At 70.8% G+C, this 19,036-nt stretch carries 19 protein-coding genes; 10 read left to right on the plus strand and 9 right to left on the minus strand.

The window, feature by feature from the left end; genetic code table 11:
• Window positions 1-471 precede the first annotated feature (471 nt).
• The gene (gene hemW, locus VGD32_RS01980) at window positions 472-1,635 is read right to left on the minus strand and encodes a radical SAM family heme chaperone HemW (RefSeq protein WP_331030228.1); all 1,164 of its coding nucleotides are present in this window, start codon (window positions 1,633-1,635) and stop codon (window positions 472-474) included.
• A complete protein-coding gene (gene rdgB, locus VGD32_RS01985) occupies window positions 1,628-2,230 on the minus strand; it encodes an RdgB/HAM1 family non-canonical purine NTP pyrophosphatase (protein ID WP_331030229.1) in 603 nt (200 codons plus the stop codon). The genes hemW and rdgB overlap by 8 nt, the downstream gene beginning before the upstream one ends.
• A 491-nt stretch (window positions 2,231-2,721) precedes the next feature.
• Between rdgB and VGD32_RS01990 the strand changes: the two genes are divergently transcribed.
• Genes VGD32_RS01990 through VGD32_RS02005 form a run of 4 tightly spaced genes read left to right on the plus strand, consistent with a single transcriptional unit; the run spans window position 2,722 to window position 4,429 of the window.
• Window positions 2,722-3,291, plus strand: coding sequence for a DUF2975 domain-containing protein (locus tag VGD32_RS01990; RefSeq protein WP_331030230.1), 570 nt, complete (start codon window positions 2,722-2,724; stop codon window positions 3,289-3,291).
• 59 nt (window positions 3,292-3,350) lie between these two features.
• A complete protein-coding gene (locus VGD32_RS01995) occupies window positions 3,351-3,611 on the plus strand; it encodes a helix-turn-helix transcriptional regulator (RefSeq protein WP_324817542.1) in 261 nt (86 codons plus the stop codon).
• A complete protein-coding gene (locus VGD32_RS02000) occupies window positions 3,608-4,153 on the plus strand; it encodes a Smr/MutS family protein (protein ID WP_331030231.1) in 546 nt (181 codons plus the stop codon). The genes VGD32_RS01995 and VGD32_RS02000 overlap by 4 nt, the downstream gene beginning before the upstream one ends.
• Before the next feature lie 3 nt (window positions 4,154-4,156).
• A complete protein-coding gene (locus VGD32_RS02005) occupies window positions 4,157-4,429 on the plus strand; it encodes a hypothetical protein (RefSeq protein ID WP_331030232.1) in 273 nt (90 codons plus the stop codon).
• Here VGD32_RS02005 and VGD32_RS02010 read toward each other — a convergent pair whose 3' ends face one another.
• Window positions 4,430-5,452, minus strand: a complete 1,023-nt coding sequence (locus VGD32_RS02010; protein WP_331030233.1) for an adenosine kinase — start codon at window positions 5,450-5,452, stop codon at window positions 4,430-4,432.
• Window positions 5,453-5,544: 92 nt separating this feature from the next.
• On the opposite strand from VGD32_RS02010, the gene VGD32_RS02015 reads away from it, so the two are divergent.
• Window positions 5,545-6,414 carry a transporter gene (locus VGD32_RS02015; protein ID WP_331030234.1) on the plus strand — a complete coding sequence of 290 codons (870 nt, stop codon included), beginning with the start codon at window positions 5,545-5,547 and terminating at the stop codon, window positions 6,412-6,414.
• Here the strand turns inward: VGD32_RS02015 and nth are convergent.
• Window positions 6,411-7,160, minus strand: a complete 750-nt coding sequence (gene nth, locus VGD32_RS02020; RefSeq protein ID WP_331030235.1) for an endonuclease III — start codon at window positions 7,158-7,160, stop codon at window positions 6,411-6,413. The two genes, VGD32_RS02015 and nth, sit on opposite strands and share 4 nt — an antisense overlap.
• Complete coding sequence (locus tag VGD32_RS02025) at window positions 7,157-8,437, minus strand: NAD(P)/FAD-dependent oxidoreductase (protein WP_331030236.1); 1,281 nt, start codon at window positions 8,435-8,437, stop codon at window positions 7,157-7,159. The genes nth and VGD32_RS02025 overlap by 4 nt, the downstream gene beginning before the upstream one ends.
• 99 nt (window positions 8,438-8,536) lie before the next feature.
• Here VGD32_RS02025 and VGD32_RS02030 point away from each other — a divergent pair, with 99 nt between their 5' ends.
• A complete protein-coding gene (locus tag VGD32_RS02030) occupies window positions 8,537-9,286 on the plus strand; it encodes a creatininase family protein (protein WP_331030237.1) in 750 nt (249 codons plus the stop codon).
• Window positions 9,287-9,312: 26 nt separating this feature from the next.
• On the plus strand, window positions 9,313-9,774 hold the full coding sequence (locus tag VGD32_RS02035) for a phasin family protein (protein ID WP_331030238.1): 462 nt from the start codon (window positions 9,313-9,315) through the stop codon (window positions 9,772-9,774).
• A 1-nt stretch (window position 9,775) separates the two neighbouring features.
• Here VGD32_RS02035 and VGD32_RS02040 read toward each other — a convergent pair whose 3' ends face one another.
• From VGD32_RS02040 to VGD32_RS02055, 4 genes are all read right to left on the minus strand, one after another.
• On the minus strand, window positions 9,776-11,221 hold the full coding sequence (locus VGD32_RS02040; RefSeq protein WP_331030239.1) for an AMP nucleosidase: 1,446 nt from the start codon (window positions 11,219-11,221) through the stop codon (window positions 9,776-9,778).
• 65 nt (window positions 11,222-11,286) lie between these two features.
• Window positions 11,287-12,129 (minus strand): alpha/beta hydrolase, encoded by an 843-nt coding sequence (locus tag VGD32_RS02045; RefSeq protein ID WP_331030240.1) that lies wholly within the window; start codon window positions 12,127-12,129, stop codon window positions 11,287-11,289.
• Between the two features lie 51 nt (window positions 12,130-12,180).
• Window positions 12,181-14,226 (minus strand): AsmA family protein, encoded by a 2,046-nt coding sequence (locus VGD32_RS02050; RefSeq protein ID WP_331030241.1) that lies wholly within the window; start codon window positions 14,224-14,226, stop codon window positions 12,181-12,183.
• Window positions 14,227-14,353: 127 nt separating this feature from the next.
• Window positions 14,354-16,486, minus strand: a complete 2,133-nt coding sequence (locus VGD32_RS02055; RefSeq protein WP_331030242.1) for a S9 family peptidase — start codon at window positions 16,484-16,486, stop codon at window positions 14,354-14,356.
• Between the two features lie 129 nt (window positions 16,487-16,615).
• Between VGD32_RS02055 and VGD32_RS02060 the strand changes: the two genes are divergently transcribed.
• From VGD32_RS02060 to amgK, 3 genes are read left to right on the plus strand one after another with little or no spacing between them, the layout of a single operon-like run.
• On the plus strand, window positions 16,616-17,479 hold the full coding sequence (locus VGD32_RS02060) for a GNAT family N-acetyltransferase (protein WP_331030243.1): 864 nt from the start codon (window positions 16,616-16,618) through the stop codon (window positions 17,477-17,479).
• Window positions 17,472-17,945 carry a tRNA (adenosine(37)-N6)-threonylcarbamoyltransferase complex ATPase subunit type 1 TsaE gene (gene tsaE, locus VGD32_RS02065; protein ID WP_331030244.1) on the plus strand — a complete coding sequence of 158 codons (474 nt, stop codon included), beginning with the start codon at window positions 17,472-17,474 and terminating at the stop codon, window positions 17,943-17,945. The genes VGD32_RS02060 and tsaE overlap by 8 nt, the downstream gene beginning before the upstream one ends.
• Window positions 17,938-19,023 (plus strand): N-acetylmuramate/N-acetylglucosamine kinase AmgK, encoded by a 1,086-nt coding sequence (gene amgK, locus VGD32_RS02070; protein ID WP_331030245.1) that lies wholly within the window; start codon window positions 17,938-17,940, stop codon window positions 19,021-19,023. The genes tsaE and amgK overlap by 8 nt, the downstream gene beginning before the upstream one ends.
• Window positions 19,024-19,036: the final 13 nt, after the last annotated feature.

Genomic DNA, 19,036 nt, shown 5'->3' on the forward strand with positions numbered 1-19,036 from the left:
GACCGCACCTCAAGGCGCGCGGCGAGCAAGCGGGCAGGATCCATCCCTGTCCGCGAGGACCCCCGGACTCTCCATCGCCCGGGCTTCATCGCTCGACCACAGCCCGCCGTCGTCGAGAGCGTGGATCCGACGCCCTCCCCACCGACGGGATGCCCCTATTATGCGCCCGGGATCGGGCGTGCTCGGGAAACAGGTTCGAGAAAAGGCGATGTGCCTGGAAAGGCCGGAGATTATCCGCGCAATCCGACTATGGATTCCCGGATTGTCAGCACAGCGTCACGGCTTTCGGAGCGGCTCCCGCAGGGAGACGCCGTCGATCCTGATGGCGGGCAAGGGCCCGCGGCGGGCGAGGCCTGGCGGGCTTCCGTCGTGTCCTTGCGCCCTTCCTTCGTGGTCTTGGTGATGAACCCGCCGACGGCGCCACGGCGCCGGCCGGCCAGACGGAGGCGGCGGCGCGGGCTCCGACAGCGGTCAGGTCAGCAGCTCCTTCAGGACCGCGTCCAGCACGGGCCGTCCCCGGGGGGTGGCGGCGATGCGGCCGGTCGCCTGGGCGAGAAAGCCGTCGGCGATGAGGCCGGCGAGCGGCGCCGCGGCGGGGGTCAGGCCAAGGGCGGCCAGATCGACGAGCGAAACGCCCTCGACCGTGCGCAGTCCGAGCAGGATCCTTTCCTCGGCGGCGGCCGAAGGATCCAGCGCCTCGCGTTCCGTCCACGGCGCGCGCCCCGCGACGCCGGCGACATAGTCCCCGATTCCGCGATGGGCGATGGTCGCGGTCCGCACGCCGTCCAGCGTCAATCGTCCATGCGCGCCCGGTCCGACGCCGAGATAGTCGCCGCCGCGCCAGACATGCAGGTTGTGCGTCGACCGGGCGGCGACGCCCCGCGCATGGTTCGACACCTCATAGGCCTCGAATCCCGCCCCCTCGAGCACGGCCTGGGTGGTTTCGTAGAGGGCGGCGGCCGTGTCCTCATCGGCCGGCGTCCAGGCGCCGCGGGCCACGGCCCGGCCGAAGGCGGTCGTCGGCTCGATGGTCAGCTGATAGGGCGAGACGTGCTCGAAACCGAGGTCCAGCGCCTCGGTCAGTTCGTCGGTCCAGCCGCTCACTGTCTGCCCCGGGCGGGCGTAGATCAGGTCGATCGACAGGCGGTCGAAGGCGCGCGCGGCCACAGCCACGGCCCGGCGCGCCTCATCGGCCGAGTGATTGCGGCCGAGAAAGGCGAGCGCGGCGTCGTCGAGCGCCTGCACCCCCATCGACAGGCGATTGACGCCCGCGTCGGCGAGGGCCGCGAAACGCCCGGCCTCGGCGTCCGTCGGATTGGCCTCGAGCGTGATCTCGATCAGACCGCGCGGCGGGAACAGGGCTTGCGCCCGTTCGATCACCGCCGTCACGGCCTCCGGCGCCATCAGCGACGGCGTGCCGCCGCCGAAGAAGATCGACGCCAGCCGGCGCGGACCCGTCAGCGCCGCCTGCGCCCCCAGATCGGCGAGGATCGCCCCGACCAGAGCCGCCTGCTCCTCGCGCCGACCGCGGTCCCTGACCACGTTGAAATCGCAATAGGGGCAGATGCGGGCGCAGTAGGGCCAGTGGACGTAAATCGCGACGTCGGAGCCAGGGTCGGGAACTGCGTCAGTCAATCAGCGCCGCCTTCAACTTCTCGAAGGCCCGGGCCCGGTGGCTGATCGAATCCTTAAGCTTCGGGTCGAGCTCGCCGAACGTCCGGTCGTAGCCGTCCGGAATGAAGATCGGATCATAGCCGAAGCCCCGGTCGCCGCGCGGCGGGAAGGTCAGCCGGCCCTCGACGCGCCCCTCGACCACCACCGCCGGGCCGTCGGGCCAGGCCACGGCGAGGGCCGAGGTGAACCAGGCCCGGCGGTCGTCGGAGCCGACCTCGTCCAGCCGCTCCTCGACCCGGCGCATGGCGAAGGCGAAATCCTTGTCGGGACCGGCCCAGCGCGCCGAGAAGATCCCCGGGGCCCCGCCGAGCGCCGCCACCGACAGGCCCGAGTCGTCGGCCAGGGCGACCTCGCCCGACCGGTCCGCCGCGTGCCGCGCCTTGAGCAGGGCGTTGCCGGCGAAGGTCGTCTCGGTCTCTTCCGGTTCCGCCAGCTTCAGCGCCCCGGCGGTGACCACCTCGTAATGTCCGCCCAGCAGGGCCTTGATCTCGGGAACCTTGCCCGGGTTGTGGGTCGCCGCGACGAGTCGCATCCCTTTGATAAGTCTCAGTTTCATACCGATAACGCGCCCTGTAACGATCCATTGCCAAAGTTTAATATCGTTAAACGATATGTAACATGACTTCCCGCCCCGCACGGCCTATCTATTAACCCAAGGACGGACGCCGCGACGTTCCTTGATCCAAGGCAAAGACGCACGATCAATGCAGCGGCACAACGAAAGAAGGGAAAAACCATCCCTTCGTCAGGATCGAGAGAGAACGACAATGAACACCATGAACGCTTCCTACTTCATCGAAAAGGTCGGCCACGGCGTGCTGAACGCCTTCCTGCTCGCCGCCCTGCCGACCGCGCTGGTCGCCACGCTCGTCCAGGCCCTGTGAGTCTGCCCTGGCCTCAAGCAGCCCGACGGGCGCCAGGCCAACCTGAAAGTCTCACCGGAGCTTTGACGATCCGCATGACAAACGCGATGTATAAGACCGCGCGTGGGTTCGCCGGACCCCGCGCGGCATTCGCGCCTGGACGTCCGGCCTGAACGAGGCCCGCATGCGATTCCCGAAGACGACATCGCTCGGGATCCGCACCCCTTCCCTGCCCCATCTGAGCCTGGTCTCGATCTCCAGCGTGGCGAGCACGGCCTGCGCCGTCGCCTTTTGGGTCCTGTCCGTCGGCGCCGTTCTCGTCCCCGTCGCCGTCGTGGCGCTGAAGCTGCTGGGCTGGTCGCTGGTGACCGCCGGAACCGGCGAGGACGCCATCGTCATCCCCCTGCCCTGGGCCTATGTGCTGCTGGTGGCCAGCGCGGCCTTCGCCTATCTGTCCATTTCCGCCCTGATCTTCCGCCTGCTGATCGGCATCGTCGCCACGCTGCGCATGGGCGATCCCTTCCATCCGCAGAACGTGCGCCGCCTGCACCAGATCGCCGCCGCCTTCGCCTCGGTGACGCTGGGCGTCTGGGCCGGGCAGTTCCTCGTCGCCCGCTTCGTGCGCGGGGCCATGGAGGCCCCCAGCCTGTTCGACCTGATCACCCCGTCGTTCGCGGTCATCATCATCGTGGTGATCGCCGAGGTCTTCCGCGAGGGCGCGCGTCTGCGCCGTGACTCCGAACTGACCATCTGAGAGAGGATCGCGCGCCGCCCGCTTTTCGTCCGCGCGCCCGCCGGTATAGAGAGTTCCCCATGGCCATCCGCGTACAGCTCGACCGCATCCTTCTCGAACGGCGCATGTCGCTGACCGAGCTGGCTGACCGCGTCGGCGTGACCCTGGCCAATCTGTCCATCCTGAAAACGGGCAAGGCGCGGGCCATCCGCTTCACCACCCTGGACGCCCTGTGCCGGGAGCTGAACTGCCAGCCGGGCGACCTGCTGACGCAGACGCCGGGGCCGCAGGACGCCGGCTCGGACGAGGACCCGGACGGGAACGCCCCCGGCACGACATGAGCCGCCGCGAGGACCTGAGCCCGGAGGACCGCCGGATCTGGGCGCGGGTGGCGGGCTCGGTGACGCCGTCGAAGCCGAGGAAGTCCGCACGGATCATCCCGGGCGCCGCCGATCCGACCCCGCCCGTCGCGCCGGTCGCCAAGGGTCCGGTGAAGGTCCGGAGCGTCGCACCTGCCTTCAGCCCGCCCTCCGCCGCGCCCGCTCGCGCGCGCGGCCTGCCGGAGGAACTCGAGCCCCGCCGCCAGCGCCGCCTGTCGCGCGAACGCGATCCGATCGAGGCGAGGATCGACCTGCACGGCTACGGCCGCTTCCAGGCCCAGGACGCCCTGACCGCCTTCCTCATCGGGGCCCAGGCGCGGGGCTATCGCTCGGTGCTGGTCATCACCGGCCAGGGGCGGCGCGGCGGCAGCGGCGTGATCCGCGCCTCGGTCCACGAATGGCTGCAGGGCCCGGCCCTGCGCGGCGTCGTCTCCGGCTTCGCCCCGGCCGCCCGGAGACATGGCGGCGACGGGGCGCTGTATGTGACCATCCGGCGAGCGTGATCCATGGCCCATCTGGTCGCCATCCAGACCTCGAGCGGCGAATGGCAGGCCTATGTCGTGGCCCATCCGTCAAACCGCTTCGTGGGCGACGTCGACGTGACGGGCCGCACGGTGCCGTCCTTCCGCTACATGCGGGCCTGGGACGGCGTGCCCAAGGCCGAGGCCGCGCGCCTCGCCCGGAGCCTCAGGGGCGTGCCCAGGGCCGCCCGGCATGCCGCCATCCTCAAGGCTTCGGAAGGCCTGCGCCTCTCGGCCTCGGCCGGCACGGCGATCTGATCAGGACAGGGGCAGCCCCGCCTCTTTCGCAAGCGCCTCCAGCGACGTCATCGGCCGGGGGCCCCAGTGGGCGATGACCTCGGCCGCGGCCAGCGAGCCGAGCTTGCCGGCGTCCTCCAGCGACAGGCCGCGGGCGAGGCCGAGCAGGAAGCCGGCGGCGTACTGGTCGCCGGCGCCGGTGGTGTCGACCACCTTGTCGACAGGGAAGGCTGCGACCTCGACCCGGTCCCCGCCGCCCCGGCCGAACACCACCGAACCGGCGGCCCCGCGGGTGACGGCGGCGATGTCGACGATGCGGCCGAGGTGGGCGGCGGCGCGGTCGAAGTCTTCGGTCTCGAACAGGGAAGCGAGTTCGGCCTCGTTGGCGAGCACGATGTCGGCCGAGGCCTCGATGAAGGCCAGCAGCTCGGACCGCCAGCGGTGGACCACGAAGGCGTCCGACAGGGTGATGGCGACCTTGCGCCCCGCGGCGTGGGCCGCGGCGGCGGCGGCCTCGAAGGCGGCGCGGGCCGGCGCCGGGTCGAACAGATAGCCCTCGAGGTAGACGATGGCCGAGGCGCCGATCAGCCCGGAGTCGATGTCGCCCGCCTGGAGCTGGTTGGCGGCGCCGAGGAAGGTGCACATGGTGCGCTGGCCGTCGGGGGTGACGTTGATCATGCAGACCCCGGTGGCGAGGCCGGCGGCGGCCCCGTCGGTGAGCGGCGGGGTGTCGAACCGCACCCCGGCGGCGCGGATGTCGTGGGTGAAGACGCCGCCGAGGGTGTCGTCCGCGACCTTGCCGATATAGGCGGCGCGTCCGCCGAAGGAGCCGACGCCGGCGACCGTGTTGCCGGCCGAACCGCCCGAGGCCTCGACCCCCGCAGCCATGGCCGCATAGAGGGCCGCGCTGCGCTGCGCGTCGACCAGCTGCATCGAGCCGGCGGTCAGGCCCTGGGCCTCGAGGAAGGCGGGCTCGCAGGGGGCCAGGACGTCGACGATGGCGTTGCCGACGGCGCAGACGTCGTAGTGGGGGGCGTGGGTCATGAGGCGGCGTTTAGCGGACCCGCCCCGCCGCGCCACAAAAAAACATATAAGGATATCTTTATACTTTTTTCGAGCTTCGCTATAGGGCGGGCATGACCCGCATCGCCGTCCTGACGCCCGATCCAGCCGATCCCTCCTACGCCGGCCAGTGGCCCAAGGTGCTGGAGCGGCTGGCCGGCGCGCTCGCGCCCGCCGGGATCACGGTCGAGCCGAGCCCGTGGACAGAGCACGTCGACGACGCCGCCGGCCTGACCGGCTATCCGCTGGTGCTGCCGCTGATCGTCTGGGGCTACCACCGCGATCACCCGCGCTGGATGCGGGCCTGCGAGACGTGGGCCGAAGCCGGCGTACGGATGCTCAACCCACCGTCGGTGATCGGCCGGAATTCCGACAAGTCCTATCTCGGCCGGCTGGCGGAGAAGGGCGTGGCGATCCCGCCGACGATGTGGGTCGAGGGGGTGACGCAGGCCGACGTCGACGCCACCTTCGACCGGTTCGGAACCGACGTCGTCATCGTCAAACCGCGCGTGTCCGGCGGCGCGTGGAAGACGCTGCGCCTGTCGCGCGGCGAGCGGCTGGCGGACGCGCCCGAGGGGCCGGCGATGATCCAGCCCTACCTTGCGTCGATCGAGACGGAGGGGGAGACCAGCCTGCTGTTCTTCGGCGGCGAGCTGAGCCACGTAGTCAACAAGCGGCCCGTATCCGGCGAGTTCCGAATCCAGGTGCAGTTCGGCGGCCAGTACGCCGCCCTGCCGGAGCCCCCCGCCGGGGCGCTGGCGCTGGCGGAACAGACGCTCGCGGCCATCGGCGAGGACCTGCTCTACGCCCGTATCGACATGGCGCAGGGGCCGGACGGCGAATGGCTGCTGATGGAGGCCGAGCTGATCGAGCCGGACTTCTATCTCGGCTCGGCCCCGGAAGGTGGGGCGCGGTTCGCGGCGGCGGTGAAGGCCCGGCTCTAGACCGCCTCGCCCAGCGCCTGCAGCCCCGCCCGCGACGGGCACAGGTCGCTGATCACGCAGGCGCTGCACTTCGGCTTCCTCGCGGTGCAGGTGTAGCGCCCGTGCAGGATCAGCCAGTGGTGGGCCTTGGGCAGCCAGTCTGCGGGCACCACCCGGTGCAGCTGGGCCTCGACCTTGTCGGGCGTGGCCGCGTTGGCGAGGCCGAGGCGGTGCGAGACGCGGAAGACATGGGTGTCGACGGCGATGGCCGGTTCGATCCCCAGTTCGTTCAACACCACGCTGGCGGTCTTGCGGCCGACGCCCGGCAGGGCCTGCAGCGCCTCGCGGTTCAGCGGCACCTCGCCGCCGTGCTGCTCCAGCACGATGCGGCTGAGGGCGATGACGTTCCTGGCCTTGCCGCGATAGAGGCCGATCGAGGCGATGAAGGGGATCAGCCCTTCCTCGCCCAACGCCAGCATCTTCTGCGGGGTGTCGGCGACCGCGAACAGGCGGTCTGTGGCCTTGTTGACCGAGACGTCGGTGGCCTGGGCCGAGAGGGCGACGGCGACCACCAGGGTGAAGGGGCTGGAGAAATTCAGCTCGGTCTTCGGATCCGGCATGACCCGCGACAGCCGCTCGAAAATGGCCTCGACCCGATCCTCGTCCGGCGGCCAGCCGAGCACGGGGACCATGGCGCCGGTCATCACGGCGGGGCGTTTGGGCGCGGGTTTCGGGCGGCTCTTCGGGCGAGCCCTGGGCGGCGTCATGCCTCGTCGTCGCCGGGCGCGGGGCCGGGGTCAAGACCGAGCGCCGCCAGCGCCTCGCGCGCCGCCCGCCCGCCCTCCAGCCACGCGCCGTGGGCCGTGCCGTAGAAGACCTCCGACGTCGCCTCGCCGGCGGTGAAGAGGCGGTTCTCGACCGGCGCCTTCAGCCGAGCCCGGTCGCCGGCCTTGCCCGGCAGGGCGTGCGAATAGGCGCCGCGCGACCAGGGATCGGCGCCCCACATCGAGGCGGCGGCCGGTGCGATCCGCTTGCGGAAGGACGAGCCGAGCAGATGCGCCAGTTCGTCCGCCGCGAAGGCGAAGAAGGCGGCCTCGCCTTCGGCCTCCAGCTGGCGGGCGATGTCGCCGCCGAACCAGGCCTCGATCATCGGCCGGCCGAACGGGCGCAGATGGTAGCCGCCGGTCTCGGCCGTGTCGGCGCGGCCCCACAGCTGGCTGTCCTTCGGGAAGTCCTCGGCCCCCGTCACGGTCATGTGCAGCTTGGAGGCGAGGCCGAGGGGCAGGCTGGCCGCCGCCTCCATCAGGTCCGGCAGCGGCGGATCGAAACGCACGACCCCGGCGGCGATCAGGTCGGTCGGAAGAGTGAAGATCACCGCCCGCGCCTCGACCGCGCCCTTCGCCGTCTCCAGCCGCAGGACCGGGCCGGACCGGTCGATGCGGCTGACCGCGCAGTGGGTCGCCACCGGCAGGCGGGCGCCGAGCCGCTCGACCAGCCGGCCGTAGCCCTCGATCACGCGCCAGTTCACCCCGGTGTCGCGGTAGGCGTCGTAATCGCGGATCGACACCTCGGCGAAGCGGGCTCCGTTCAGGGCCCCGGAGATGGCGTCGATGCGCGGGTTCCAGCGGCAGTCCGGCTCGAACAGCCGGGAGGCGGGGCCCTCCTCGCCGCGGGCCGCCGCCTCGGCGACGCGACCCTCGAAGGCGGCGAAGGCGGCGCCGAATTCGGCCTGCTCCGCCGACGTCATCTCGTGGTCGAAGGCCTGGCTCTCCCACGGCGGCGGAGTGCGATCGATGGTCAGGCCCTCCGGCTCGACCATTTGCGCCAGCGGATTCTCGTCGGCGGAGTGAAGCCAGCCGCAGCCGAGGTCGAGAGCGTGCCCCTCACGGAGAAGGGTATGGGCCCGGCCGCCGATCCGGTCGCGCGCCTCCAGCACCACGACGGACAGGTCGGACCGCGCCAGCCGCCGCGCCGCCGCGATGCCCGCGGCGCCCGCCCCGATCACGGCGACATCGACAGAGGACGGCGGGCGGACGAGGGTCATGACGGCTACTTCGGCGCGGCGGGGCGGCGGCGCAAGCCGCAAGGCTTGGCGACGGAGGCGCGGCGGTTTAGGCAGCCCCCGTCTGTACCGGAGTTCCCCATGCTGATTCACCTGTCGTCCTGGCCCGAGATCGACGCGCGGCTGAAGACCGTCAAGACGGTGGTCGTGCCCATCGGCTCCAACGAGCAGCATGGGCCGACGGGCCTGCTGGGCACCGACTGGCTGTGTCCGGAGATCATCGCCCACGCGGCGGAGAAGCAGGATGAGTCCCTCGTGGTGGCGCCGACCTTCAACATCGGCATGGCCCAGCATCACCTGGCCTTCGCCGGGACCATCAGCCTGCGGCCATCCACCTTCATGGCCGCGATCACCGACTGGGTTTCGTCGCTGAGCCGGCACGGCTTCGAGCGGATCTATTTCCTGAACGGCCACGGCGGCAACGTCGCGACCATCGAGGCCACCTTCGCCGAAATCTACGCCGAGTGGAGCTTCGTCGAGGAACAGCCGCCCTTCGTTCTCAAGCTGCGCAACTGGTGGGACCTGCCGGGCGTCACCGGCCTGTGCAACCGCATGTTCCCGACCGGCCACGGGATGCACGCCACCCCGTCCGAGATCGCCGTGACCCAGGCCGCCTATCCGGACCGGATCAAGACGGCCGAGATGAGCCCGAAAATCGCGCCGGTGGGGCCGATCCGCGATGCGCTGGACTATCGCGCCCGCTTTCCCGACGGCCGCATCGGTTCCGATCCGCTGCTGGCCAGCCCGGAGAAAGGGCAGGAGATCATCGACGCGGCGGTTCCGGCGTTGCTGAAGGAAATCGCCGACTTCACCGCCGAGGTCTTGCCGTAAACACCATTGGCGCGCACGGTCGGGCCATGACACCGATCAGACAGGCCGCCCGCACCGCCCGCGCGGGCCACGAACTGCTGCAGGCCTCAGGGGACGTCATCGCCCGGCGCCTCGAGATCGTCGCCGAGGGCTTCCGCGACCCGCTGAAGGCCGACCTGCTGGAAATGAGCCTGATGGGGTCGGAGAAGGTCGAGGCCCTGACCGCCTCGGCCGCCGCCGGCCTCAACGGCGCCGTGGCCATGGCCGCGACCACCGCCGCCGCCGCCGCGCGCGAGACCGCGGCGGTCCAGGGCGCGCTCCACGCGGTCCTGGCCGCCCGCACCCCGGCCGAGGCCGTGCTGGCGCAGGGCAGCTGGGCCACGGCGGCCATGAGCCGCGCGCTGAGCGACGGCTGGGCCTTCGGGGCCACGATGCTGGCGCTGCAGGCCGAGACCCTGGCCCCGATCCACGCCGCCGCCGTCGCCAATGCGAAGCGGCTGAAGAAATAGTCTAGCGGAACGGCGGCTCGTCGAAGGCGCGAAGCTTGCGGGAGTGCAGGCGGGCGCCCTCGGCCCTGAGCAGGTCGACAGCCTGGATGCCGATCTGCAGGTGCTCCGAGATCGAGCCCTCATAGAAACGGTTGGCCTGACCGGGCAGTTTGATCTCGCCGTGCAGCGGCCGGTCCGAAACGCACAGCAGGGTGCCGTAGGGGACGCGGAAGCGGTAGCCCTGGGCGGCGATGGTGGCGCTCTCCATGTCGATGGCCACGGCCCGGCTCTGGTTGAAGCGCTGGGCCGACTTGGCGTAGCGCAGCTCCCAATTGCGGTCGTCGGTGGTGACCACCGTGCCGGTGCGCAGGCGCCGCTTGACCTCCTCGCCGGGCGCGCCGGAGACCATCTTGGCGGCGTCGTAGAGGGCCCGCTGCACCTCGGCGATTGACGGGATAGGAATATCGGGCGGCAGCACGGCGTCGAGCACGTGATCGTCGCGCAGATAGGCGTGGGCCAGCACATAGTCGCCGATCACCTGGCTGTCGCGCAGACCGCCGCAGTGGCCGATCATCATCCAGGCGTGGGGCCGGGTGACGGCGAGATGGTCGCAAATGGTCTTGGCGTTGGACGGACCGACGCCGATGTTGACCAGGCTGATGCCGTTCCAGCCCGGCGCCGTCAGGTGGTAGGCGGGCATCTGGTGCTTCTTCCACGCCGCGTCCATCACCACCTCGCCCGGGTTGGGCGTATCCGCGGTGATGACCACCCCGCCGGCGCAGACGAGCCGGTCGTAGGGGCTGGCCGGATCGGCCACCTGGGCGCAGGCCCAGCGCACGAACTCGTCTACGTACCTGTTGTAATTCGTAAACAAAATGTAGGACTGGACGTCCTCCACTGGCGTCCCGGTGTAGTGCCGCAGCCGGGCCAGGGAGAAGTCGGTGCGCAGGCCGTCGAACTGGGCCAGCGGGAAGTCCTCGGCCGGGTTGAACAGGCCGTCGGAGATCTCGTCGCCGATATGGGCCAGGTCGGTGGTGGGGAAGTAGCGGGCGACGGCGGCGGTCTGGCTGCGGTCCAGGGCCACGTCCGAGCCGTCCATCACATAGGGGAAGGGGATCTCCTGATCCGACGGTCCGACCTCGAACGTCGCGCCGTAGTCGGCCTCGAGCAGGCCCAGCTGCTCGGTCAGATAGGGGCGAAACAGCTCCGGCCGGGTGACGGTGGTTGAATAGACGCCGGGGCGCGACAGGCGGGCGTAGGCGCGGCTGGCCAGGTTGGCGGGCCGGTCGCCGAACCAGCTGACCCTGAGCTGGGGATAGGAGAACAGGCCCCTGGCCCGGGCCTCGGGGTCGGGCCGTTCGCCGGTGGCGAGGAAGGTTCGCACCGCCTCGCGGAGGTTGGCCACCGATTGATTGTAGAGGGTTTCGAGGCGGTCCAGAGCCGCCGGGCCCGTCATCGGGCCAGTCATCATGTCTGTCATGACCCCAGATAGCGGAAAGTCATGGCCTTGGCGAGGCGGCGCGGCCCGCGACTTCAGGCGAGTTCGCGACGCAGGAAGGCGGTGAGATCGTCCAGCACCGGCGCCTTCCTGCGAAAAAGCGGGGACAGGGTGGTGATCAGATCGGCGTGGTTGAGGCCCTCGTAAAGCTTCGCCTCGCAACGGCCGCCGACCGCCCGCATCCGCTCGCACAGGATGGTGGTGTCCTCGGCGTGCACCAGTTCGTCGGCGGAGCCGTGGCCCAGCCAGAGCGGCGGCGCATCGGGGCGCACGAAGGTCACCGGCTGGGTCAGGGTCGGGTCGGGCGCGCGGGCGAAGGCGTTGATCGACGCCGGCACGTCCAGCGGCAGAAAGTCGTAGGGTCCGGCCAGACCCGCCGCGGCCTTGATCAGACCGGGGGCGCCGGCGGCGGCCATGTAGCGGCGGTCGAGCGCGATCATCATCGCCAGGTGGGCCCCCGCCGAATGGCCGACGACGCCCAGCCGGTTCCGGTCCGCGCCGTACAGCCCCGCCACCGCGCCGGCCCGGACGGCGGCGGCGGCGGCATCCTCGACGAAGGCGGGAAAATGCACCTGCGGCACGACGCGATAGTCCGGCGTGGCCACCACGAATCCGCGGGCCGCCAGCGCATGGGCCGCCCAGCCGTACTGCGACCGCGCCCCCGAATCCCACCCCCCGCCGTAGAAGAACACCAGCACCGGCCAGGGCCGCGCGGTCGCCGCGGTCGGGGCGAGGATGTCCATGCGCTGACGCGGGTCGTCACCATAGGCGATATCCCGCGCGACCCGCCTGACGCCCCGGTCACGAGGCCCGAGCGCGTTGAGAGCACCCAGCGGCGAGCAGGCGGCGGCGAAGGCGGCGACGGCGGGAGCGAGCAATCCTCTTCGGGTCATGCGTGCAGATACGCACGAAGCGGGGCCTTGGCTCAATCACCCCGCCGACGAGATCAATGCGCCGCAGTTGGCGTCCTCGGCGAGGCCCGGATCGACGAAGGCGGCCAAGGCCGCGAACGGATTGACCAGAGCGCCGAGGATGGCGCCAAGGCCGACCTGCGCGGCCACCTCGGCCCGATCCACATCGACCCTGGGCCGGGTCAGAGGTCCCTGGACGAGGATTGGCGCCCACAGCCGGACCAGCCGCGCCTCCTTGGTCTCGCCGTCGATGCGCAGGTTCATGGTCTCGGCCCCGAGGTCGATCGTGCCGCTGCCGTGGGCCAGCACCGGGGTGGTGTCGATGACGAAGGTGCGCGCCGTCGCCTTGCCGCCGCTGACGGTGAAGTCGGCCACGGCGCAACGGATCTCGGCCGTCGAGTCGTCGTCGTTGAGCAGCTTGAACAGGCCGGCGGTCAGGTTGATGCCCATCAGCTCGGCGAAGGCGGCGCGCATCCGGCCCTGCGGCACGACCAGGCTGATCGTGCCCTTCGACGAGGCGGCGAAGTCGTGCACCGAGGCCCCCGGCCCCTCCAGCTGCGCCCGGCCGAGGGCGCGGCCCGTGACGGTGGGCGAGCCGCCCCGGGCGGGGATGATCGATTCCAGCGGATAGCCGCGCAGACGGAAGTCGATGGCGCTGTAGGGCCGGTCCCGCGTCGCGTTGATCCTGGCCGTGCCGCGCAGCTCGCCGCGGTTGAAGGTGAAGGCCACGGGGTCGAGGTCCAGGATGCCGCGCTTCAGCTCCGCGCCGATATCGACCTGGCGCACGTCGAGCTCGTTGCGCTTCACCCGCGCCGCCTTGTAGCGCAGCGTGCCGTCCATCACCCGCAGCCGGTCGACGTTCAGCGGCGCGTCCGGCAGCAGGCGGCCGGGCGCGCCTGAGCTGACGACCGTATCGCCCGACGCCGTGACCCGCGGCTCGGCCCCGAGCACCGCCATCAGGTCTTCTATGTCGAGCAGGCGCGAGCGCAGGTCGGCGTCCACACGGCGCCGGTCGCCGGCCTTGTCGACCACCACGTCCCCCGACAGGTCGGACGAGCCGACGCGGCCGCTGAAGTCGGCGAAGGTGAATCTGGCGTCGTCGCGGGTCAGCTTGCCCGCCAGCCGGTAGGGCGGCGTGTTCGGGGTGGTGACGCCGGTCAGCAGATAGACGTCGGCCAGGTCCCGCCCCTGCATGCGCAGCGTGGCGTTGAACTGGCCGAGATCGAACGGCCGGGTGATCGAGCCGTCGGCGACCAGCCGTGTGCCGACCCCGGCGATCTCGCCGTGGAAGGTGTACGGCCGGTCGCGGCGGATGTTGATGAAGGGTCCGCCCCGCACCAGCACGCTCAGCGGCGTGCCGTTGATCGTTCCCCTGCCGTCCAGGTGGAAGCCGGCCTGCCCGTCCGACCCCTCCCGCGCGTTGATGGTGGCCTCCAGCCGGATCTTGCGGTGCTGTTCGTCGAGCGAGATCTTGCCGTCCTGGATCAGCAACCGGTTGATCGGCGGCAGCTTCAGGCCCTCGCCGGTGTCAGGCGCGTCGGGATTCAGCCGCCAGCTCTTGCGGCCGTCGTCGGTCGAGATCAGGACCGCCTCAGGGCGGGTGATCTGCACCAGCGGCATCTCCAGATGGCCGCCGAGCAGCGCCCGCAGCCGCACCGCGACGCGCAGATCCTCGACCCGCAGCGTGTCCTCTTCCCGGGCCCAGTCGGGGCCGCCGATGCGCAGCCTCTGCACCCGGGCCGAGGGGGTCCAGCTGAACAGCTTGACGTCGAGGTCGCCGTTGAGCTCGATTTCACGGTCGTAGCGGGCCGAAGCCCACCGCCCGATCGGCCCGCGCAGCATGTTCCAGTCGAACAGCAGCAGGAACAGCACGATGGCCGCGACCAGCACCACGGTGACGCCGGCGGCGATCTTCTCGGCCGTTCCGGGCCGCCGCGCCGCCGCATAGACCGGATCGTTGGCGACGACCCAGTCGCGCCAGCCGCGCAGTCTCGCGCCGGCGGGGACGAGGGCGCGGTCCCGCACGACGAGCCAGTTCGGATTGTCCTTCAGGCGGTTGGGCAAGACGCGACTCCGTCGAGCGGAGACAACGCACGAGTCCGGCCAAAGGGCTCAGCGAGGGCCGGAGCGCCCATGAGAAAGGGCGTTCCCGTCGCCGGAAACGCCCTCCTTCAGTCCTGCGCGTCCGCCGTTACTCCACCGGCTTCAGATGCTTGTCGAGCCAGCCGAACACTTCGGTGTGCCACTGCAGGCTGTTGGCCGGCTTCAGCACCCAGTGGTTCTCATCCGGGAAGACCACCAGCCGGCTTTCGACGCCGCGCCGCTGCAGGGCGGTGAAGGTCGAGAGGGCCTGGGCGGTCGGGATACGGAAGTCCCGGTCGCCTTGGATCACCAGCATCGGGTCGCGCCAGTTCTGCACGTGGTTGGCGGGGTTGAAGGCCTGGTAGCCGCGCGGGTTTTCCCACGGCGTGCCGCCGTACTCCCACTCTGTGAACCACAGCTCTTCGGTCGAATAGCCCATGCCGAAGGTGTCGAAGACGCCGTCGTGATTGACCAGGCATTTGAACTCGCCCGGCCAGTTGCCGGCGATCCAGTTGATCATATAGCCGCCGTAGGAGGCGCCGAGCGCGCAGGCGCGGTCACCGTCCAGGAAGCCGTAGCGCGACTGGGCGGCGGCCCAGCCCTTCTGCAGATCCTCCAGCGGGCGGTCGCCCCAGTGCTGGCTGATGGCGTCGGTGAAGCCCTGGCCGTAGCCGGTCGAGCCGTGGAAATCGATCATCACCACGGCATAGCCGGCCCCGGCGTAGGTCTCGGGGTTCCAGCGGTACGACCAGCTGTTGCCGAACGAGCCCTGCGGCCCGCCGTGGATCAGGAAGGCGACCGGATACTTCTGTCCCTCGACATAGTTGGCGGGCTTGATGACGTAGCCGTGCACCGTCTCGCCGTTCCAGCCCTCGAAGGTGAACTGTTCCGGTTCGCCGAACGCCTTCGCGTCCAGCTGCGGGTTCACGTCGGTGATGCGGCGCGGCATCTCGCGGCCGAGGAAGGTCTTGACGAACAGCTCGCTGGGACGGGTCAGTGAGTCCTGGGCGAAGACGAAGCCGGTCGGCGTCTGGGCGAAACTCGAAACATGGCCGGGCCCGGTCACCGGAGTCACGACGCTGTTTCGGGTGTCGATCGAGAAAATCCGCGTCTGACCGACGTCGCCGGCGGTGACGTAGAGGGTGTTTCCGTCGCGCGACCACTGCAGGCTGTCGGCCGAGCGGTCCCAGTTCGCGGCGACCTGGCGGACCTGGCCGGTCTGCATGTCACGCAGGAAGATGGCGTATTTGTCGGCCTCGAAACCCGGGCGGGCCATGGCGCGGTACGCCAGGGTGCGGCCGTCGGGCGAGAACACCGGGCCGGTATCCCAGGCGTCGTTGGCGTCGGTCAGATTCTCGAACACGCCGTCGCCGCTCAAACCGTTGGTCCGGTAGAGGTCGAAATTGGTGCTCCACGGCTCGCTCTGGCCGGCCAGCCGGGCCGAGAAGACCACCGCGTCGCCGTCGGGCGTGAAGGTGAACTCGCCCTCGTCGCCGAACGGCTTTGAGGGGGTGTCGCCGTCGAAGCCCTTCGTCACCCAGACGGGCTCGCCCGAGTCGTCGGTGTTGACCACGAACAGGTGATTCTGGGTCCCGTCATTCCAGGTGTCCCAGTGGCGCACGAACATCCGGTCGTAGACCTGGCCGGTGCTCTTGCTGTCCGCCTCGGCCTTCGCCCGGTCGACCGTGCAGGCGAGGTCGGCGCAGGACGGGAACACCGCCAGCGACACCACGACCTTGCCGGCGTCGCGGCTCAGCCGGTAGGCGTTGACGTCGACCGGCAGGTTGGTGACCTGGACGGCGCCGGTACCGTCGGCGTTGGCGCGCCAGACCTGGCTCGAGCCCGAACGGCCCGACAGGAAATACAGCTTGCCGTCCGACCCCCAGCGCGCGGTGTTTGCGCCGCCCTCGTTGATGGCCAGCCGCCGGCCCTCGCCCGGATCACGCAGGTCCATGACGTACAGCGCGCCCTGGCGGCGATTGGCCTCGACGTCGGTCGCGGTGACCGAATAGACCACCCAGCGGCCGTCGGGCGACACCTGCGGATCGCCCAGCCGATTGGCGCTGATCATGTCGCGGTAGCTGAACGGCTCGGCCGCCTGCAGGGGGGCCGTGACGGCGGTCGCGGCGTCGGCCGGCGCGGCCGGGTTTTCCGCCAGGGCCGGCAGGGCGGCGCCCGCGAGCAGGGCGGCGGCGCTGAGGCCGGTCAGAAGGCGGATCAAGCGGGGGGTCGCTGGGCGCATACGCGGGAGTCCTCGACGTTGAGCGGATTTCACGGCGCGAAGGGGTGGCGCCGCGGGGGCGGCGCGTCAATGCCGCGACGCTTTCGAAGCGCTTGCGGACCGCCGCCGGACCGGCGACAACCGCCCGGCATGACTGCCGTCGCCCTGAGCCCGCCCGGACCCGCCGAGCCGCACATCTGCGATGTGCTGATCGCCGAGCGCGCGCCGCGCCTGACCGGATCCGCCCTGTGGCCGCTGGCCCGCCCGTTCCTCTACAGACTGCTCAACTACCGCCACGCCGTGCGTATGGCCGACGCCGTTCGGCCGCTCTCGGGGGCCGAGGCCCTCGACTATATGAGCGACCTTCTCGACCTGAAGGTCGCCGCGATGAACGCCGACCGGATACCCGCCTCGGGACGCTGCATCGTGGTCGCCAACCACCCCACCGGCATCGCGGACGGCATCGCCGTGTTCGACGCCCTGCGGGCGCGGCGGCAGGACGCCGTCTTCTTCGCCAACGCCGACGCCCTGCGCGTCTCACCCCGGCTCGGCGAGGCGGTCATCCCGGTCGAATGGGTCCTCGAGAAGCGCACGCGCGAGAAGACCCGGGCGACGCTGCAGGCCGCGCGCGAGGCGTTCGAGGCCGACCGCTGCGTGGTCATGTTCCCCGCCGGCCGGCTGGCTCGGGTGGCGAAGGACGGCTCGGTCACCGACCCGGAATGGGCCCCCACCGCCGCCTCCCTGGCGCGCCGGTACGATGCGCCGATCGTGCCGATCCACGTGGCGGGGCCCAACTCACGCCTGTTCCACTGGTTCGACCGCATCTCTCCCGAGCTGCGCGACATCACCCTGTTCCACGAGCTGCTCAACAAGAAGCGCAAGCGGTTCTTCCTCAAGGTCGGCAAGCCGGTTCCGCCGTCGCGGCTGGACATCGACGCCGCGCGGGCGACCTATGCGCTCAAGGCCTTCACCGAGCGGGTCCTGCCCAGCCAGCCGGACGCCGATTTTGCCTGAGCCGGGACTGACGCTGGCGCTCGAGGACGCCGCCGCGACCGCCCGGCTGGGCGCGGCCATCGCTCCGCTGCTGGCGGCGGGGGAGACCGTTCTCCTGTACGGGCCGCTGGGCATGGGCAAATCGACGCTGGCGCGGGGCCTGATCCGCGCCCTGACCGGTCCGGAGGAAGACGTGCCGTCGCCGACCTTCACCCTGGTGCAGTTCTACGAGAGCGAACCGCCCGTGGCGCATTTCGACCTCTACCGCCTGACCCGCCCCGGGGAGGCGGCCGAGATCGGCCTGGACGAGGCGCTCGACGAGGGCTGCGCCGTGATCGAATGGCCCGAGCGGTTGGGCGGGGACCCCGCGGCCTGGCTGGGTCCCGACCGGTTGAGCGTCCGTCTGGCCGAACAGGGCGGCGGGCGCGTTGCGACCGTTTCTGGCGTAGGGACGTGGGAACACAAGCTGAAGAACCTGCATGTCTGACCGCGAAGACCAGCGTCTCGACTTCCTCAGGGCGGCCGGCCTCGCCGACGCCGTTCGCGCCCCCCTGCCCGGCGACGCCTCGACCCGCCGCTACGAGCGGCTGATCACCCCGTCGGGGACGACCCTGATGCTGATGGATCAGGCTCCGGCGGCGGAGTCCCGGCCGTGTGACCCGTCCTGGTCGCCCGAGCGGCGCCGGGCCGAGGGCTGGAACGCCGTGGCCCGCCTCTCGGCCGGCCGGATCGACGCCTTCGCGGCGGTGGCCGCCCACCTGCGCTCCATCGGCCTGTCGGCGCCGGCGATCGTCGCCGTCGATGCGGCCGCCGGACTGGCGGTGCTGGAGGATTTCGGCGACGCCCTGTTCGCCCGGGTGATCGAGGCGGGCCAGGCTGAAGAGCCGCTGTATCTCGCCGCCGTCGAGGCGCTGGCCCGACTGCACGAGGCGCCGACGCCCGATGTGCTGACGGGGGCGGCCGGCGACTGGCCGTTGCAGACCTATGACGCGACAGCCCTGAAGGGCGGGGCCGATCTGTTCGTCGAATGGATGCCCCGGCTGGAACCGCAGCTGCAGTTCACGGCTGAAGCGCTGGCCGGGTGGGACGACGCCTGGGCGCCGATCGTACGAGAGGCCGAGCGCCACGCCTCCGTGATGGCGCATCGGGACTATCACGCCGAGAATCTCATCTGGCTGCCGGATCGCGACGGCCCGGCCCGCGTCGGCATGATCGACTTCCAGGACGCGGTGCGGGCGCATCCCTCATGGGATCTGCATTCGCTGCTGCAGGACGCCCGACGCGACGTTTCGCCTGAACTCGAGGCGAGGGCGCTGGATCACTATTTCAGCCTGCGCCCGGAGGTCGACCGGGAGTCGTTCATGCAGGCCTACGCCGCGCTGGCGGCGCTGAACGAGGCCCGCATCCTCGGCGTCTTCGCGCGCCTGATCGTCCGCGACGGCAAGCCGCGATACCGCGCCTTCATGCCGCGCATGTGGGCGCACCTCGAGCGTAATCTCCCACGGGCGGGACAGGCCGTGCGGGCGTGGTTCGAGACCCACGTCCCGGCGGAGCTGCGCCGGTGAGCGTCCCCACGAC

This window comes from Brevundimonas sp. (genome assembly GCF_036402095.1).
Classification (GTDB): Bacteria; Pseudomonadota; Alphaproteobacteria; order Caulobacterales; family Caulobacteraceae; genus Brevundimonas.

Excerpts from the sequence above, each read along its gene's own strand:
- VGD32_RS02025 (WP_331030236.1), bottom strand. The coding sequence starts at position 8,437 with ATGACCCTCGTCCGCCCGCCGTCCTCTGTCGATGTCGCCGTGATCGGG.
- VGD32_RS01995 (WP_324817542.1), top strand. The coding sequence starts at position 3,351 with ATGGCCATCCGCGTACAGCTCGACCGCATCCTTCTCGAACGGCGCATG.
- VGD32_RS01990 (WP_331030230.1), top strand. The coding sequence starts at position 2,722 with ATGCGATTCCCGAAGACGACATCGCTCGGGATCCGCACCCCTTCCCTG.
- VGD32_RS02005 (WP_331030232.1), top strand. The coding sequence starts at position 4,157 with ATGGCCCATCTGGTCGCCATCCAGACCTCGAGCGGCGAATGGCAGGCC.
- VGD32_RS02035 (WP_331030238.1), top strand. The coding sequence starts at position 9,313 with ATGACACCGATCAGACAGGCCGCCCGCACCGCCCGCGCGGGCCACGAA.
- VGD32_RS02030 (WP_331030237.1), top strand. The coding sequence starts at position 8,537 with ATGCTGATTCACCTGTCGTCCTGGCCCGAGATCGACGCGCGGCTGAAG.
- VGD32_RS02055 (WP_331030242.1), bottom strand. The coding sequence starts at position 16,486 with ATGCGCCCAGCGACCCCCCGCTTGATCCGCCTTCTGACCGGCCTCAGC.
- VGD32_RS02040 (WP_331030239.1), bottom strand. The coding sequence starts at position 11,221 with ATGACTGGCCCGATGACGGGCCCGGCGGCTCTGGACCGCCTCGAAACC.
- VGD32_RS02060 (WP_331030243.1), top strand. The coding sequence starts at position 16,616 with ATGACTGCCGTCGCCCTGAGCCCGCCCGGACCCGCCGAGCCGCACATC.
- VGD32_RS02015 (WP_331030234.1), top strand. The coding sequence starts at position 5,545 with ATGACCCGCATCGCCGTCCTGACGCCCGATCCAGCCGATCCCTCCTAC.
- VGD32_RS02000 (WP_331030231.1), top strand. The coding sequence starts at position 3,608 with ATGAGCCGCCGCGAGGACCTGAGCCCGGAGGACCGCCGGATCTGGGCG.
- VGD32_RS02010 (WP_331030233.1), bottom strand. The coding sequence starts at position 5,452 with ATGACCCACGCCCCCCACTACGACGTCTGCGCCGTCGGCAACGCCATC.
- amgK (WP_331030245.1), top strand. The coding sequence starts at position 17,938 with ATGTCTGACCGCGAAGACCAGCGTCTCGACTTCCTCAGGGCGGCCGGC.
- nth (WP_331030235.1), bottom strand. The coding sequence starts at position 7,160 with ATGACGCCGCCCAGGGCTCGCCCGAAGAGCCGCCCGAAACCCGCGCCC.
- rdgB (WP_331030229.1), bottom strand. The coding sequence starts at position 2,230 with ATGAAACTGAGACTTATCAAAGGGATGCGACTCGTCGCGGCGACCCAC.